Origin of the sequence: Microvirga makkahensis, assembly GCF_009830105.1 — a bacterium.
GTDB lineage: Bacteria > Pseudomonadota > Alphaproteobacteria > Rhizobiales > Beijerinckiaceae > Microvirga > Microvirga makkahensis.
In genome coordinates this window covers 243,377-259,374 of record NZ_WURB01000004.1, presented here as the reverse complement: position 1 = coordinate 259,374, position 15,998 = coordinate 243,377, and the positions used below count along the sequence as shown (strand labels likewise).

Genomic DNA, 15,998 nt, shown 5'->3' with positions numbered 1-15,998 from the left:
AGACCTGCGCTCCCGCCATCCCGCATCAGAACCTGTTCTTCCATTCCCGCAAGGCTTGGAAGACCTCCACGGGCGCAGCGCCCTCCTTATGAACGGTTTTCGCAAGCGCAGGCTCCCCGGCCCGCAGGAAGGGGTTCGTCATCCTTTCCGCGCCGATCGTGGTCGGCACCAGAAAGCGCCCTTCGGCCTTGGCCTGCTCGGCCTGCCCGGCCCGATCCTTCAGCGCGGCGTTGTCCGGATCGGCCGCCAGCGCGAAGCGCGCGTTCGAGAGCGTGTAGTCGTGGCCGCAATAGACACTCGTCTCGTCAGGCAGGGCCGCCAGACGCTGCAGCGTGCGCCAGAAGTCGGCATAGGTGCCCTCGAACATGCGCCCGCAGCCGAGAGTGAAGAGCGTATCCCCGGCAAACAGCACGCGATTCTCGTCGAACCAGTACGAGACGTGATCCGCGCAATGGCCCGGCGTCTCGAGGACCTGCGCCTGGAGCGTGCCCACCAGCACCCCGTCGCCCTCGCCCACCCAGAGATCGGCGCCCGGCACCGCCTCGCGCGCCTTGGCGGGTGCGACGACGCGGCAACCGGTGCGCCTCTTCAGGCCCTCGACGGCCTGCACGTGATCGCTGTGACGATGGGTGACGAGGATATCCGTGAGGCGCCAGCCCCTCTCGGCCAGGGCCGCGAGGATCGGCCCCTCCTCCGGCGCATCGATGGCGGCGCACTCGCCCGTCTTGGGATCGTGGATCAGGACACCGATATTGTCCTGCAGGCAGAGAAAGGCGTGAATCTGGGCTGACATCGCGGAACCTTGTCTTGATGCTCCGGGAGCGATCATGGAACAGTCAACTAGCGCATCATGCGGAAAAGTGGACCCACTTTTACCCATGAACGATCCGCGGGCCAAACCCGATCCCGGTCCATCACCATGCGTTGTCCGCATGGATCGAAAGACATCCTGACGAGGCCATGAGCATCGACATCACCGATCTGCGCAGCTTCTACGCGAGCCCCCTCGGGGCCGTGACGCGCCGCTATGTGGGCCGGGCCATCGACCGCTTCTGGGGCCCGCTGACGGGCCTGCGCGTACTCGGCCTCGGCTATGCGCCGCCCTATCTCTCGACCGCCAGAACGGAGGCCGAGCGGACGATCGCCTTCATGCCCGCAAGCCAGGGCGTGGTGAACTGGCCGAGCACCGGAGTTTCCGCCTCGGCCCTCGTGGACCCGCTGACGATGCCCCTTCCGGAGGCCTCCATCGACCGGGTGCTCGTGGTGCACGCCCTCGAGACGGTGGAGAGCCCGAGCGAGCTCCTCCACGAGATCTGGCGCATCCTCACGCCGGGCGGCCGCATCATCATGGTGGCTCCGAACCGGCGGGGCCTGTGGGCGCGGATGGACACCACCCCCTTCGGCTACGGTCAGCCCTACAGCCGCTCGCAGCTCAAGAGTCTCATGCGGCAGACCTGGTTCTCGCCGGAGGGATGGGCGGAGACCCTCTACGTTCCACCCCTCGCCAGCCGGCTCGTGCTCGGCACGGCGCAGGCCTGGGAGAGCATCGGATCGGGATTTTCCCTGCCCTTCGCGGGGCTTCACATCGTGGAGGCGACCAAGCAGCTCTACCGCCCCGGCACGGTCATGGCCGTGCGCCGCTCCCGCCGCACGGTCCCGGTTTTCGTACCGGCGACGGCATCGAGGATCGGAACGCCTCCTTGATTTTGCCGGGTTTTGGGGGAGTAAGACCGGCCCCAACTTGACTTGAGAGCCCTAACTCGCCAGTGTCCGCCCCCATCGGCGAGGCTGTTCGGTCACCCTGGCCTTCATTTTCCATAGAGTCTGATGCGCAGTTATCTCGATTTTGAAAAGCCCGTCGCCGAGCTCGAGGCGAAGGTCGAAGAGCTCCGCGCCCTTGGCGAGAACCGGGACGCCGTCTCCATCACGGAGGACGTCTCGCGTCTGGAAGCCAAGGCGGCGGACGCCCTGAAGGATCTGTATTCCAAGCTCACCCCCTGGCAGAAAACCCTGGTCGCGCGCCATCCGCAGCGGCCCCATTTCGTCGATTACTGCGCCGGCCTGATCACCGAGTTCACACCGCTCTCCGGCGACCGCAAGTTCGCCGAGGACGAGGCCATCGTCGCGGGCTTCGGCCGCTTCCGGGGCCAGCCCGTCTGCGTGATGGGCCAGGAGAAGGGCCACAACACGGAAACCCGCATCCGGCACAATTTCGGCATGGCGCGCCCCGAAGGCTACCGCAAGGCCGTGCGCCTGATGGAAATGGCCGACCGCTTCGGCCTTCCGGTGCTCTCCTTCGTGGACACCGCCGGCGCCTATCCCGGCATTGAGGCGGAGGAGCGCGGCCAGGCCGAGGCCATCGCCCGCTCTACCGAGATGCAGCTCGGCCTAGGCGTGCCGAACGTGTCGATCATCATCGGCGAAGGCGGCTCGGGTGGTGCGATTGCGATCGCCACGGCCAACAAGGTGCTGATGATGGAGCATGCCATCTACAGCGTGATCTCGCCGGAAGGCGCGGCCTCGATTCTCTGGCGCGACGCGGCCCGCGCCCAGGACGCCGCCACCAACATGAAGATCACCGCCCAGGATCTCCTGCGGCTCGGCATCATCGACGGCATCGTCACCGAGCCGGTGGGCGGCGCCCACCGCGACCCCGAGGCCGCCGTCCAAGCCGCGGGCAACGCCATCGAAGAGGCGCTCCACGACCTCGGCAACATGGGTCCCGCGGAGATTCGGGACCACCGGGCCGAGAAATTCCTCAACATCGGCCGCAAGCTTTAGCGCCTCGTCCGGAGAACACGGCGGCTTTCCCTGTCATGGCCGGGCATGTCCCGGCCATCCCGATCGGAAAGGCGCAGCGCTCTCCGCGTCGTTACCACCGGCACAAGGCCGGCAATCGCGAGAAGGGAGCTGGCTCTACCGTTCACCCGGCCAGGCTCCCCTTACCTCCCTCTTCCCGCCAGGGGGAATAATCCTGCCGCCCTGCCGCTTTTCCTTCTCCGAAGAGATCCCTCTTCGGGAGAATAAGCCCAGCAATAAATTCCCTCCAGGGAGGTGCATTTACCTCGCTTTAACCATGACTCAGTCACAGCCCCGCTTGCAGTAAGATGCAGTTAAGGCTAACGGTTTAGGGATCAAGGGGAACTGTCGGGCATAGAGCCTGCAGATCAGAAATGCGGGGTCCCCCATGTTGAAGCGTATCGCATTGGCCGCGAGCCTGGCGCTCGCGCTTGCTGCCTGCCAGGACGAAAATCTCGCCCGAGGCTCCACACGCCACCTTGTACCGATTCCGCCAGCCACCATGGCGCTCATGTCCACCAAGGGCATGTCCAAGAGCGATCCCATCCTGATCCGGGCCTACAAGAAGGAATCGGAGCTGGAGATCTGGAAGCGCGGATCAGACGGCAAGTACGCCCTGCTCAAGACTTATCCCGTCTGCCGCTGGTCCGGCCAGCTCGGCCCCAAGACCCGTGAAGGCGATCGCCAGGTGCCGGAAGGCTTCTACACGGTCACCCCGGCGCAGATGAACCCAAATTCCGCCTATTACCTATCGTTCGACACCGGCTACCCGAACGCCTATGACCGCTCCTTCGGCCGCAACGGCGGGGACATCATGGTTCATGGCTCGTGTTCCTCCCGTGGCTGCTTCGCCATGACGGACCAGAACGTCGCCGAGATCTACGCGATCGCTCGCGAGGCTTTTGCCAGCGGCCAGCGCGCGTTCCAGTTCCAATCCTATCCGTTCCGGATGACGGCGGAGAACCTGGCCAAGCACCGGCTCGATCCGAACATCGCGTTCTGGAAGAACCTGAAGGAAGGCGCCGATACCTTCGAGGTGACGAAGGAAGAGGTGCAGGTGGCGGTGGCCAACCGGCGCTACCATTTCAATGCCAGTCCGGAGGTGGCCTCGGCCGTGGCGCAGAAGCAGGCTCAGGATGAGCAGAAAGTGGCCGAGCTCGTCGCCAAGGGCGTGAAGCCGATCAAGCTCGTCTATCACGACGGCGACACCCACGAATCCTTCCGCACGGCGCTCGCCAACGTCTCCGGCGTGACTGACAGCAAGCTCGGTTATGTCAGCCGCACCGAGGGCATCGCCTCCGGCCCGCGCCAGATCGCGCTCGACGACAGCGGCCGCGAGGCGATCGAGACGCCGTCGACCGCCTTGGCCTTCGCCTCCATGAGGGAAGAGCCCGCCGACGCCGTGCAGCCCAGGATCGCGGCAACCCAGCCGGCGGCGGCCGCCGCCTCAGTGCCGGCCTCGGAGGAGACCCCCTTCTACAAGAAGATGTTCGGCAACGTCGCCGATCTCTTCAGCGTCTCGTCGCAGCCTGCCGAGACGGTCCTGACCGCACCAGCCGCGGCTCCCGCAGCCGCCGGGCCCCCGGCCAAGACGCAGAAACGAGTCGAGACCTCGACAGGCGTGAAGGTGGCCCAGGTCAGGAACTGACGATCGCCACAGCGAGATCCCGAAGGCCCGCCGTTCCGGCGGGCTTTTTGTTGGCGTTTCGGGTCTGCGAAGGACTGACCGGGCAACTTCCGGTTCCCGAGCGAATTGACGGCGGGAGGTCCTGCCGTGCTCGACGATTCAACCCCCATCACACTTCCCAGCCCCCTGCTGCATCGGATCGACAGCTTCGCCCGGTCGCTCCTCCAGCCGGTCCAGGCATTCGATTTTTCGACTCCCCGTTTTGAAGCCGCCCTGGTGCCGCCGGAATCCGTTTCCTGGCGAATCTTCAAGAATCCCGTCTCCGTTTTCGTCGGCGGGGTGGCGGCGGTTCTGCTCGAATTCGGGGAGCCGCGCGTGCGGGACGGCATATGGCAGCACAGCAGCTTCCGGACGGATCCGCTCACCCGTCTGCAACGGACGGGCCTTGCCGCCATGGTCACGGTCTACGGCGCGCGCAGCAAGGCGCAGGCCATGATCGCGGGCGTGGTCCGGCGGCACGACCGCGTGGCCGGACACACGCGCGAGGGCGAACCGTACCATGCGAACGACCCTGAGCTGCTCGACTGGGTTCAGGCGACGGCCGGCTTCGGCTTCACGGAGGCCTACCACGCCTATGTGAGGCCCCTGAGCGGCGAGGAGCGCGCGTCGCTGCTCGTGGAATCCGTCCCGATCGCGCGGCTCTACGGAGCCGTCGGAGCTCCTTCGTCGCAAGCCGAGCTCGATGCGCTGTTCGAGGCCATGAGGAGCAGGCTCGTCCCCTCGCCCGTCGTGCTCGAGTTCCTGGAGATCATGAAGCGGGCCCCGATCCTGCCGGCACCGGCGCGGCCGGCGCAGACAGTGCTGCTCAAGGCCGCAATCGCGATTCTGCCGCCCTGGATCCGCAGACGACTTGGTCTCGGACCGGACTGGATTGTCAATCCGATCGAGCGCACCTTCGTCCGCGCCACGGCCAAGGCGGGCGACCGCCTCGTCCTGCCGTCATCCCCCGCCGTGCAATCCTGCCGCCGCCTCAGGCTGCCGGACGACTATCTCTATCGGAGCCAGGATCGCTCCACACGATAGCAGATCGTGCATTCCTGCATCCGGCATTGCCCTCATGGTCGGGCCGGCCGTCCCGGTCGGAGGTGCGCGGCGCTGAGGGAAGCGGGATCACCGGCACAAGGCCGGTGATGACGGGGTGAGAGCGGATGGCGAGGCGAGAGGAGGCGAAGGCGACCCGCCCTCGCTCAAAGAGCATCCCGAAAAGCAGAAAGCCCGCCGGTTCGGCGGGCTTTCTCATTTCATCCAGGCTCTCGCGCTAGGCCACCAGCTGGCCGTGGCAGTGCTTGAACTTCTTGCCCGACCCGCAGGGGCAGGGTTCGTTGCGGCTGACCCGCCCCCAGGTGGAGGGGTCGTTCGGGTCGCGCTGCAGGCCCGTGACCGGGTTGATGGACGTCGCGGCGAAGCCTTGGGCTCCGCCCTCTCCGAAGGCCGCGCCCTGGGGCATGTCGAACTCGTTCTCGCCGGTGGCGGGGTCGAGGTGCTGCGGGAACATGGGCGGCAGCGGCTGCTCCTCGGGCTGCTGGAACACCACCTGAATGCGCATGAGCTGGCCGGTCACCTGCTCGCGCAGATGCGCGATCATGGTGTTGAACAGCTCGAAGGCTTCCGACTTGTACTCGTTGAGCGGATCGCGCTGGGCGAGGCCGCGCCAGCCGATCACCTGACGCAGATGGTCGAGGGTGACCAAGTGCTCGCGCCAGAGATGGTCGAGGCTCTGCAGCAGAACCTGCTTCTCCACGTAGTTCATCACTTCCGGAGAGTTCGCTTCCACGCGCTGCGCATAGGCCTCGTCGGCGGCCTTGGTGATGCGCTCGCGGATCTCGTCGTCCGCGATGCCCTCCTCCTTCGCCCATTCATCGACCGGCAGATCGAGGTTGAGGAAGTTGGCGACGTTCTGCTTAAGACCCTGAACGTCCCATTGCTCCGCATAGGCGTTCTCGGGGATGGCGCGGGCGACGATGTCCTCGATCACGCCGTGACGCATATCGTCGATGGTCTCGCGTACGCTCGCTTCCGCCATGAACTCCTTGCGCTGCTCGAACACGACCTTGCGCTGGTCGTTCATGACGTTGTCGTATTTCAGGATGTTCTTGCGGATGTCGAAGTTGCGCGCCTCGACCTTCGCCTGCGCGCGCTCGATGGCCTTGTTGATCCATGGGTGGATGATGGCCTCGCCCTCCTTGAGGCCGAGCTTCTGCAGCATGCCGTCCATGCGGTCGGAGCCGAAGATGCGCATCAGGTCGTCCTGGAGCGACAGGTAGAACTTGGACCGGCCCGGGTCGCCCTGGCGGCCTGAGCGGCCACGCAGCTGGTTGTCGATGCGCCGTGATTCATGACGCTCTGTGCCGAGCACGTAGAGGCCGCCCGCCGCGAGCGCCTTTTCCTTGAACATGGCGACTTCGTCGAGGATCTCCTGCTCGCGGCGCGCGCGCTCCTCGCCCTCGATTCCGGCGAGCTCGCGCTCGATGCGCATCTTAGCGTTACCGCCGAGCTGAATGTCGGTGCCGCGGCCCGCCATGTTGGTGGCAATTGTGATCGCGCCCGGCACGCCCGCCTGCGCGACGATGAAGGCCTCCTGCTCGTGGAAGCGGGCGTTGAGCACCGCGAAATGCTTGGTGCCGCGACCGGCGCGCGCATCCCTGTAGAGCGGTTCGAGCGCCTGCGGATTCTCGAAGTCGATGAGCTTGTAGCCTTCCTTGATGAGGAGGTCTGCGAGATATTCCGATTTCTCGATGGAGGTGGTGCCCACCAGGATCGGCTGGCCCTTGGCCGAGGACGCCTCGATGTCGCGGATGACCGCCTGGTAGCGCTCCTCCATCGTGCGGTAGACCTCGTCATCGTCGTCGATGCGCGCCACGGGACGGTTGGTGGGGATCTCGACCACCTCAAGGTTGTAGATCTCGAGGAACTCGTCGGCCTCGGTCGCCGCCGTGCCGGTCATGCCGCCCAGCTTGCCGTAGAGGCGGAAGTAGTTTTGGAAGGTGATGGAGGCGAGGGTCTGGTTCTCCGGCTGGACCTGCACGTGCTCCTTGGCCTCGAGCGCCTGGTGCAGGCCCTCCGAGTAGCGGCGGCCCGGCATCATGCGTCCCGTGAACTCGTCGATGATCACCACCTCGCCGTTGCGGACGATGTAGTCCTTGTCGCGCTGGAACAGGGTGTGGGCGCGCAGCGCCTGGTTCATGTGGTGAACGAGGGTGGCGTTCTGGGCGTCGTAGAGGTCGCCTTCCTTCAGGAGGCCCTCGGCGCGCAGCAGCTCCTCGATCTTCTCGGTGCCCTCTTCCGTGAGAGCCACGGAGCGCTGCTTCTCGTCGACCTCGTAGTCGCTCTTGTCGAGGCGCGGGATCACCTTGTCGATGGCATTGTACAGCTCGGAGCGGTCGTCGAGGGGACCGGAGATGATGAGCGGCGTGCGCGCCTCGTCGATGAGGATCGAGTCCACCTCGTCCACGATGGCGAAGTTGTGTCCGCGCTGGACCATCTGCGCCATCTCGTACTTCATGTTGTCGCGCAGATAGTCGAAGCCGTATTCGTTGTTGGTGCCGTAGGTAATGTCGGCGGCATAGGCCTGAGCGCGCTCGGCGTCGTCGAGGCCATGGACGATCACGCCCACGGAAAGGCCGAGGAAGCGGTAGATCTGACCCATCCACTCGGCGTCGCGGCGGGCGAGATAGTCGTTCACCGTGACCACGTGGACGCCCTTGCCCGCAAGGGCGTTCAGGTAGACCGGCAGGGTCGCCACAAGGGTTTTGCCCTCACCGGTGCGCATTTCTGCGATAGAACCTTCATGGAGCACCATGCCGCCGATGAGCTGCACGTCGAAATGACGCTGGCCGAGGGTGCGCTTGGCGGCTTCACGGACCGTCGCGAAGGCCGGAACCAGGATGTCGTCCAGGGTCTTTCCGGCGGCGAGCTGGGCCTTGAACTCTTCCGTACGGGCGCGCAGCTCGTCGTCGGAGAGAGCCTCCAGCTCGGCCTCCATCGCGTTGATGGCCGCGACCTTGGGCCGGTAGGACTTCAGCCGGCGATCGTTGACCGAGCCAAAGATTTTCTTCGCGAGAGAACCGAACATCGAGAGCCTTCGAAAATTCCAGAATCCAGGAGATAAGGGGCGTTGAGGCCGCCTTATAGACCTAATTATGCGGAAGCGCATCTTAAAGACCGAGCCTGAACAGCGCAGTCCGGCCTCCGCAAGCGGGCCCGAGAATAGGGCCACGCTCGGCAGGATGCTGTGACATAAATATGCCATCGCTTGCAAACGTAAACGGGTTGAGCCATCTGATCTCAGCTGTCCGTGGGCTCTGTCAGCCCACTAGAGGATCTGACATGTCTGCACTCTCGGTACGTAAAAGCCTTCTCGCCCTCGGCACCGCCCTGCCTCTGATGGCAGGAGCCGCTCTGGCCCAGACGCCCCCGGCCCAAACGCCCCCGGCTTCGTCGCCCGCCACCTCGCCGGCCGCCGTGCCCGCCGTGGATCCCTCCAAGGTGGTCGCCCGGGTAAACGGCATCGAGATCACGGAAGGGGACCTGGCCATCGCCGCCGAGGACCCGGCCCTGCAGATGCCGAACGTGCCCGACGAGCAGAAGCGGGACCTGTTGACCGGTTACATGATCGACCTGAAACTCGGCGCCAAGGCGGCCGAAGCCGCCAAGATCGGCAGCAGCGCGGACTTCGCCCGCAAGCTCGCCTACAACCGGGACAAGACCCTGCTTGACGAGTACCTCGACCAGACCGCCAAGAAGGCCGTGACTCCGGAAGCCGCCCGCAAGCTCTACGACGAGACCGTCAAGAGCCTCCCGGCCGAGCAGGAGGTTCGCGCCCGCCACATTCTCCTGGACAGCGAGGAGGAGGCCAAGAAGGCCGCCGAACGCGTGAAGGGCGGCGAGGACTTCGCCAAGGTGGCCGGGGAGCTCTCCAAGGATCCCGGCTCCAAGACCGACGGGGGCGACCTCGGCTTCTTCACCAAGGACCGGATGGTCGAGCCCTTCGCCGAAGCCGCCTTCAAGCTTGAGCCCGGCCAGATCTCCGAGCCGGTGAAGAGCCAGTTCGGCTGGCACGTGATCAAGGTCGAGGAGAAGCGCACCAAGCCCGCGCCGAGCTTCGAAGAGACGAAGGATCAGGTCGAGGCCTATCTCGGTCGCAAGGCGCAGCAGGACCTCATCATGAGCCTGCGCAAGGACGCCAAGATCGAGCGCCTGGACGACAAGGGCAACCTCGTCGAGCAGAAGCAGCCGTAAGCCGAAACGGTAAGCCGCGGCTCACAGCTTCGAAGGGCGGCCCTGAGGGCCGCCTTTTTTCATTGTGGCCCCTCCTGCCCGCGCACCTCCCATTGTATGGCCGGGCGTGTCCCGGCCGCCTCTAACCCGGAAAGCGCTGCACCTCACAGGCGTCGATCTCCGGCACGAGGCCGGTGATGACGAGCGAGATCACGAAGGCAGGACTGCCGTTACTTGTTCGTCCGGCCCATGCGGCCGGGATCGACGCCGCCCTCGCGGTTGGTCTGGTTCTCCACATCGCCCTGAAAGGTCGAGCCGCCGTCAAGATCGCGCGGATCCTCACCCGACATGGTGGTGCCTTTGGAGCGTCCGATTCCTGGATCGACCTCGAGGTCGCTGCGCGGCCGCTCCTCGGGCTTGGTCTTCGGGTGCTTGCCCGTCATGAATGCCTCCATTGCCTGCTGACCGGGTCAACGAGGACACAGCCGACGCGTTCCCGGCCATCTGCAGCCGTGCTTCGTGCAGCTTTGACTTGACAAAAAGCCTTAAAAAACCGCAGGTCGCGGTTCCTAACACTGTTCCATCCGCTCACCGTTGAGACTTTGCATGTCCCAAACCGTGTCTCCGCTCGCGCCTAAGACATTTCCCAGCCTTCCCGCCATCGACGGCGTCCGGCTGGCAACCGCGGAGGCCGGAATCCGATACAAGAACCGGACGGACGTACTCTACGTGACCCTGCCCAAGGACACGGCGGTGGCAGGCGTGTTCACGCGCTCCAAATGCCCTTCGGCCCCGGTCGATTGGTGCCGCAAGAACCTTCCCAAGGGCACGGCGCGCGCGCTGGTGGTCAATTCGGGCAATGCCAATGCCTTCACGGGTAAGAAAGGCGCGGAGGCCGTGAAGCTCACCGCCGAGATCGCGGCCGGGGCCGCGGGCTGCCGCGCCTCGCAGGTATTCATCGCCTCGACCGGCGTGATCGGCGAGCCGCTCGACGCCACCAGGTTTCAGGGCGTGCTGGAGGCCTGCGAGAAAAAGGCAAAGCCCGATGTCTGGCTCGACGCCGCCAAGGCCATCATGACCACCGACACCTTCCCGAAGGTGGCGACCCGCACGGCCACCATCGGGGGCGTCGAGGTGACGATCAACGGCATCGCCAAGGGAGCGGGCATGATCGCGCCCGACATGGCGACCATGCTCTCCTTCATCTTCACCGACGCGCCGATCGCGGCGCCCGTTCTGCAGGCGCTGCTCAAGAAAGGCGCCGACAAGAGCTTCAATTGCGTGACGGTGGACAGCGACACCTCCACCTCCGACACCCTGCTCTTCTTCGCGACCGGCTCTGCCGCCAAGCGCGGCGCGCCCGCGATATCGCTGCCGAGCGACCGCCGTCTAAAGGAATTCCGCGCCGCGCTCGAGGGTCTGCTCTGCGATCTCGCCCAGCAGGTCGCCCGCGACGGCGAAGGCGCACGCAAGTTCGTGACCGTGAAGGTGACGGGCGCCGCAGGCGCCACGTCCGCCAAGCGCATTGCCATGGCAATCGCCAATTCCCCGCTTGTGAAGACGGCGGTGGCCGGCGAGGACGCAAACTGGGGCCGCGTGGTCATGGCCGTCGGCAAGGCGGGCGAGCCGGCCGAGCGGGACAAGCTCGCCATCTGGTTCGGCGACATCCGCGTGGCCGTGAAGGGCGCACGCGACCCGGACTACAGCGAGGCGAAAACCTCGGCCTACATGAAGGGCGACGAGATCATGATCCGCGTCGACCTGGGTCTGGGGCGCGGCGAGGCCACCGCATGGACCTGCGACCTCACCAAGGCCTACGTGGAGATCAACGGCGATTACCGGAGTTGATCCACCCGGTGCGCCGGAGGATCAAGTCCAAAGCGGCCTCCCGCATCAGAGCCCGCACGAAAGCTCGCGACGGGGCAATGGTTGACGGCCCGGCTCGATGGGTTTTCGGGCCGGGCCGTTGCCGATTCGAAGGCTCTCTTCGCGAGAGCACGCTTGGGATTTAGGCTTGGGATTTAGCAGCCGCCTCTCGTTCCATCCGCGCAGCCCCAGGCATCCCGTGCCGTCGTAAGCTCGTTTGCGGACGAATCCGTCGAGCCGCCATTGGTGCCGTTGCCGCCACCGCCGATCGTGGCGCCACCGCCGAAGGCCGAGCCGCTCGTGCCGAATCCGCCGGTGGCCGAGCCGCCGCCGGTCCCGGTCACGCTGGCCGCACCGCCGAAGGCGTCCCCGCTCAAGGCGGTGCCGCCGATCGCAGGAGCGTCGACAATGCAAGCTATGGCAAGGCCCGTACCGCGGATGGTAACCGCTTGCGTTCTTTGCTTTTTCGCATCCGCCTGCAATACGATGACGGTTCGCGAGAGCACGCTGTCCACGCGCCAGCGGGTCGCCATGGTCTCCAGCCCTGGAGACGGCGTATCGCCCCCCCACGAGCGTGGTGCTCTTCGAGGAACGCCCGGGCCGATATGTTCCTGTCGCAGCAGGTTTTGCCCAAGCGCCTGTGACTTCGTTCCTGACGGGCGCCGGTGCGGGAATCGCTCTGGGAATCGGAGCCCAGGGCGTCAAGACGAGGGTGAATACCTCGGTTCAAGGCACATCGTCCGCGCAATCCACGGGTGGATCGGCGACGGGCGGAACAGGCACAGGCGGCAGCGTGACGCTGCCTTGAGCCCAGGCCGCCGCTCAACGGCCGTCAGGATCGACCCCGCTCCCCCCTGACCGGACAGAAGAGGCAGGGCCGGGGCTCTTCGTCCTCGATCCCTTGAGCCTTGCGCTTTCCTTCGGCCGGCATGCCATTCGCAGGGACGGCTCCCTATTCGACAGTCCCAATTGTGTTCCGCCTCAAAATCTGCTGAGGGAGAGCCTGCCATGACCGCGAACACCTCTCCTCTCAAGCTCACCCTCGTCGTTGCCGTCGCGCTCGTCGACACGGACAACCGGATCCTTCTGGCGCAACGCCCTCAAGGAAAGCAGCTCGCCGGGCTGTGGGAGTTTCCGGGTGGCAAGGTGGAGCCCGGCGAGCGGCCGGAGGAGACCCTGATCCGCGAGCTGCACGAAGAGCTCGGCATCACCGTGAAGGAGCCATGCCTCGCCCCGCTGACCTTCGCGAGCCATGCCTATGAGAGCTTCCACCTCCTCATGCCGCTCTACATCTGCCGCCGCTGGGAAGGCTTCGTGCAATCCATGGAAGGGCAGGCCCTGAAATGGGTGAAGCCGCAGGAGCTGCGCGGCTATCCCATGCCGCCCGCCGACGAGCCGCTGATCCCCTTCCTTCTCGATCTTCTCGGATCGTAAGGTCCGTCCATGTCGTCCCAGACCGCCGAGGCCGCTCCATCGACGCCCGCCCCGACCCCGGCCTTCATTCTCTCCAATCTCCTCGCCTGCTCCTTCCTCTGGGGCAGCGCGCTCCTGTTCGTGAAGCTGAGCGGAGATCTCGATCCCTTCGTGTTGGCTGCGATGCGCGGCGCGATCGGAGGCACGGCCCTGGCCACATGGTTCGCGCTGCAGGGCAAGAGCATCCTGCCCCAGGGCGATGAATGGAGGGTCTGGGCCTTTCTCGGCACTTTCAACGGCTGGCTGCCGAACGTGCTCGTCGCCTATGCGCTGACGCAGATCGCCACCGCGCCCGCCGCCATGATCCAGGCCTCCTCCCCTCTGATCGTGGCCCTTGCCTCGCATCTGCTGTTTGCCGACGAGCGGCTCACCCTCCAGCGACTCTCCGGGGTGCTCGTGGGCTTCATGGGGATGGGCATCCTGATCGGCCCCGCGGCCCTGCCCGACAGCGGCATCAGCGCCACGGGCATTCTCGCCATGGTGCTGGTCGCCTGCAGCTATGCGGCGGCGAATGTCTATGTGCGCACCGTCAAGACCATGCCCCCGGCACGCATGGCGCTCGGCCAGCAGATCGGCTCCGGCCTCGCAGCGACTCTGCTGGCTCTTTCCATCGCCGGCCCTACGGCCTTCGCGGCCGTCCCCTCGCATCTTGCGCCGCTGCTGACGCTGGGCGCCCTCTCGACGGCCCTGCCGATCCTGCTGTTCATGAATCTCATCCGCCGCACGGGTCCGACGCGCGCCTCGATGGTGGGTTATCTCGCGCCGGTCTGGACTGTTCTGCTCGCGGTCCTGTTCCTGAACGAGAGCGTGGGCCCGCGCGAATTGCTCGGCGGAGCGGTGGTGCTCTCGGGCGTTGCGCTCGTGTCGTTCTCGGGCAGGCTCAGGCGAGGGCCCTGAGCGCCTCGCGCGTCCTCGACGGAATGTCGACGGGACGCTGCGTCGCCCGCTCCACATACACATGGACGAAGTGGCCCTGCGCCGCGGTGAACTCCGCGCCTTCCTTGAAGACGCCGACGGCGTAGCGCACGGAGGAGCGGCCGAGATGGGCAACGGCGATGCCCGCTTCCAGCCGCTCGGGAAAGGCGACGCTCTCGAAATAGGTGCAGCCGGTTTCCACCACGAGGCCGATCACGGGACTATGGGCGATGTCGAGCAAACCTTCATCGATGAGCCATGCGTTCACGGCGCTGTCGAAATAGGAATAGTAATGCACGTTGTTCACGTGGCCGTAGACATCGTTGTCCATCCAGCGCGTGGCGATGGGGCGAAAAACCTTGAAGGCGGAGCGGGACAGCCGCGCGGGACGTTCGGACATGGGGCGGATCACCAAGCGGCTTCGTAGATCGCGCGCGCGTCGCTCAAGGTGACCGGGCGCGGGTTGTTCACGAGAAGACGGGTCTGCTTCATCGCGTCCTCGGCCAGAAGCGGCAACGCATCCTGCGGGATCCCCACCTCGCGCAGGCGCGGCTGGAGGCCGACCCTCGCGCAGAGCGAGGCCAGGGCCTCGACGAAGGCGTCGGCCCCGGCGCCTTCTCCGAGTTCGGGGAAAGCATGTGTCGCGAGTTCCGCATATTCTCTCGCACAGGCGCTCGCATTGAAACGCAGCACGTGCGGCAGAACGAGGGCATTGGAGAGGCCGTGCGGCACGCCGAAACGGCCGCCGATCGGATAGGCGAGCGCGTGCACGGCGGCGACCGGCGAATTGGCGAAAGCCTGTCCCGCCAGCATGGAGCCGACGAGCATCGCGGCCCTCGCCTCCCCGTCCCGGCCGTGGTGCACGGCGCGCTCGATGTTGCGCCCGAGCAGGTGCAGCGCTTCTTTCGCGAGCGCCCTGGAAACGGGATTGTTGTTGAGGCTCGCAGAGGTATAGGCCTCGATGGCGTGAACCATCGCATCGATGCCGGTGGCGGCCGTCACGGGCGGCGGCAGGTTCAGGGTGAGGTCCGGATCGAGCAGCGCCACATCGGGGATGATGACGGGCGACACCACGCCCTTCTTCTCGTGCGCGCCGGTGGTGACGATGGAGATCGGCGTCACCTCCGACCCGGTGCCCGCAGTGGTGGGAACAGCGAGAAGCGGGAGCCTGGGGCCTTTCGCGATTCCGACGCCGTAGATCTCAGGGAGACTCTCGCCGCCCGCGACGAGCAGGGCGACGAGCTTCGCCACATCGATGGACGATCCGCCACCGAAGCCGATCACCGCCCGGGCGTCGAAAGCCCTTGCCTTTTCGACGGCCGCGAGAACGACCGCCTCGGGCGGGTCGGCCACGACCCCGTCGAACACATCGACCGCAACGCCCGCCTCTTCCAGGCAATGGAGAGCCCTGTCGAGCAGGCCCGCCTTCACCAGCCCGGTATCGGTGACGAGCGCGATTCGGGGCCCGAGCTGCCGCGCCGCGATCTCGCCGAGGCGCGCGATGCTGCCGGCACCGAAGACGAGGGACGGGGCGGTATTGAACGTGAAAGGCGGCATGGGATCATCCGTTTTCACGAAGAGTGACGCGAGGCAGCGGCGGCGGCAAGCCTTGCCTTAGGCGAAGTCCGCCCCACTCACCGGCGCCGGTCAGGCGCGGGCCCTCCCGCTCTTTCCGTCAGTCCCGGAACTCCTCAATGGCGTCGACCTTCTCAGGGTAGAAGGCCACATGATCCCTGATGGCCGCCACGGAAGGGGCGGGATTCTCGTAGCTCCACGCCGCGTTCTCGCGCACGAGCCCGCCGCCGTTCACGGTGAAATAGGAGGCGTCGCCCTTGTAGGGGCAATGGCTCCGGTGATTGGTGGGATCGAGAAGGTCCATGTGCACGTCCTGCCGGGGAATGTAGTGCACGGGCGGGAGGGTGGCCTCCTGGAGGGTCAGCGCCTGCGTCGTCTCGGCGACGATGAAGCCACCGAGCATGACCCGGATGCGATGCGGGTTGGGCGTGATCGTGATCGGATGATCCGGACCGGGCTCATTCAT

15 protein-coding genes are annotated in these 15,998 nt (G+C 65.9%); 8 read left to right on the top strand and 7 right to left on the bottom strand.

Features of this window, described 5'->3' with window-relative positions; all coding sequences use genetic code 11:
• Positions 1-25: 25 nt before the first annotated feature.
• Positions 26-793 carry a hydroxyacylglutathione hydrolase gene (gloB, locus tag GR328_RS07790; RefSeq protein ID WP_160883954.1) on the bottom strand — a complete coding sequence of 256 codons (768 nt, stop codon included), beginning with the start codon at positions 791-793 and terminating at the stop codon, positions 26-28.
• 167 nt (positions 794-960) lie between these two features.
• Here gloB and GR328_RS07785 point away from each other — a divergent pair, with 167 nt between their 5' ends.
• The 4 genes from GR328_RS07785 (at position 961) to GR328_RS07770 (ending at position 5,509) form a co-directional block, all read left to right on the top strand.
• The gene (locus tag GR328_RS07785) at positions 961-1,704 is read left to right on the top strand and encodes a class I SAM-dependent methyltransferase (RefSeq protein WP_160883953.1); all 744 of its coding nucleotides are present in this window, start codon (positions 961-963) and stop codon (positions 1,702-1,704) included.
• Positions 1,705-1,827: 123 nt separating this feature from the next.
• Positions 1,828-2,781, top strand: a complete 954-nt coding sequence (locus GR328_RS07780) for an acetyl-CoA carboxylase carboxyltransferase subunit alpha (protein ID WP_160883952.1) — start codon at positions 1,828-1,830, stop codon at positions 2,779-2,781.
• Between the two features lie 406 nt (positions 2,782-3,187).
• Positions 3,188-4,447 carry a L,D-transpeptidase family protein gene (locus GR328_RS07775; RefSeq protein ID WP_160883951.1) on the top strand — a complete coding sequence of 420 codons (1,260 nt, stop codon included), beginning with the start codon at positions 3,188-3,190 and terminating at the stop codon, positions 4,445-4,447.
• Between the two features lie 126 nt (positions 4,448-4,573).
• Positions 4,574-5,509: an oxygenase MpaB family protein gene (locus GR328_RS07770; protein WP_160883950.1), complete on the top strand. Its 936-nt coding sequence runs from the start codon at positions 4,574-4,576 to the stop codon at positions 5,507-5,509.
• 235 nt (positions 5,510-5,744) lie between these two features.
• Here GR328_RS07770 and secA read toward each other — a convergent pair whose 3' ends face one another.
• Complete coding sequence (secA, locus tag GR328_RS07765; RefSeq protein ID WP_160883949.1) at positions 5,745-8,558, bottom strand: preprotein translocase subunit SecA; 2,814 nt, start codon at positions 8,556-8,558, stop codon at positions 5,745-5,747.
• A 254-nt stretch (positions 8,559-8,812) separates the two neighbouring features.
• Between secA and GR328_RS07760 the strand changes: the two genes are divergently transcribed.
• Positions 8,813-9,724, top strand: coding sequence for a peptidylprolyl isomerase (locus GR328_RS07760; protein ID WP_160883948.1), 912 nt, complete (start codon positions 8,813-8,815; stop codon positions 9,722-9,724).
• Positions 9,725-9,933: 209 nt separating this feature from the next.
• Here GR328_RS07760 and GR328_RS07755 read toward each other — a convergent pair whose 3' ends face one another.
• The gene (locus tag GR328_RS07755) at positions 9,934-10,146 is read right to left on the bottom strand and encodes a hypothetical protein (RefSeq protein ID WP_160883947.1); all 213 of its coding nucleotides are present in this window, start codon (positions 10,144-10,146) and stop codon (positions 9,934-9,936) included.
• Positions 10,147-10,309: 163 nt separating this feature from the next.
• Here GR328_RS07755 and argJ point away from each other — a divergent pair, with 163 nt between their 5' ends.
• Complete coding sequence (argJ, locus tag GR328_RS07750; RefSeq protein WP_160883946.1) at positions 10,310-11,551, top strand: bifunctional glutamate N-acetyltransferase/amino-acid acetyltransferase ArgJ; 1,242 nt, start codon at positions 10,310-10,312, stop codon at positions 11,549-11,551.
• Between the two features lie 173 nt (positions 11,552-11,724).
• On the opposite strand, the gene GR328_RS07745 is transcribed toward argJ, so the two are convergent.
• Complete coding sequence (locus GR328_RS07745; protein ID WP_160883945.1) at positions 11,725-12,102, bottom strand: hypothetical protein; 378 nt, start codon at positions 12,100-12,102, stop codon at positions 11,725-11,727.
• 475 nt (positions 12,103-12,577) lie between these two features.
• On the opposite strand from GR328_RS07745, the gene GR328_RS07740 reads away from it, so the two are divergent.
• On the top strand, positions 12,578-13,003 hold the full coding sequence (locus GR328_RS07740) for a (deoxy)nucleoside triphosphate pyrophosphohydrolase (protein WP_160883944.1): 426 nt from the start codon (positions 12,578-12,580) through the stop codon (positions 13,001-13,003).
• 9 nt (positions 13,004-13,012) lie between these two features.
• A complete protein-coding gene (locus GR328_RS07735) occupies positions 13,013-13,939 on the top strand; it encodes a DMT family transporter (protein ID WP_160883943.1) in 927 nt (308 codons plus the stop codon).
• Here GR328_RS07735 and GR328_RS07730 read toward each other — a convergent pair.
• The 3 genes from GR328_RS07730 to GR328_RS07720 form a co-directional block, all read right to left on the bottom strand.
• Entirely contained in the window at positions 13,923-14,357 is a 435-nt protein-coding gene (locus GR328_RS07730; RefSeq protein ID WP_160883942.1) for an acyl-CoA thioesterase, read from the bottom strand. The two genes, GR328_RS07735 and GR328_RS07730, sit on opposite strands and share 17 nt — an antisense overlap.
• 8 nt (positions 14,358-14,365) lie before the next feature.
• Positions 14,366-15,514 (bottom strand): iron-containing alcohol dehydrogenase, encoded by a 1,149-nt coding sequence (locus GR328_RS07725; protein ID WP_160883941.1) that lies wholly within the window; start codon positions 15,512-15,514, stop codon positions 14,366-14,368.
• Between the two features lie 118 nt (positions 15,515-15,632).
• The gene (locus GR328_RS07720; protein ID WP_160883940.1) at positions 15,633-15,998 is read right to left on the bottom strand and encodes a DUF427 domain-containing protein; all 366 of its coding nucleotides are present in this window, start codon (positions 15,996-15,998) and stop codon (positions 15,633-15,635) included.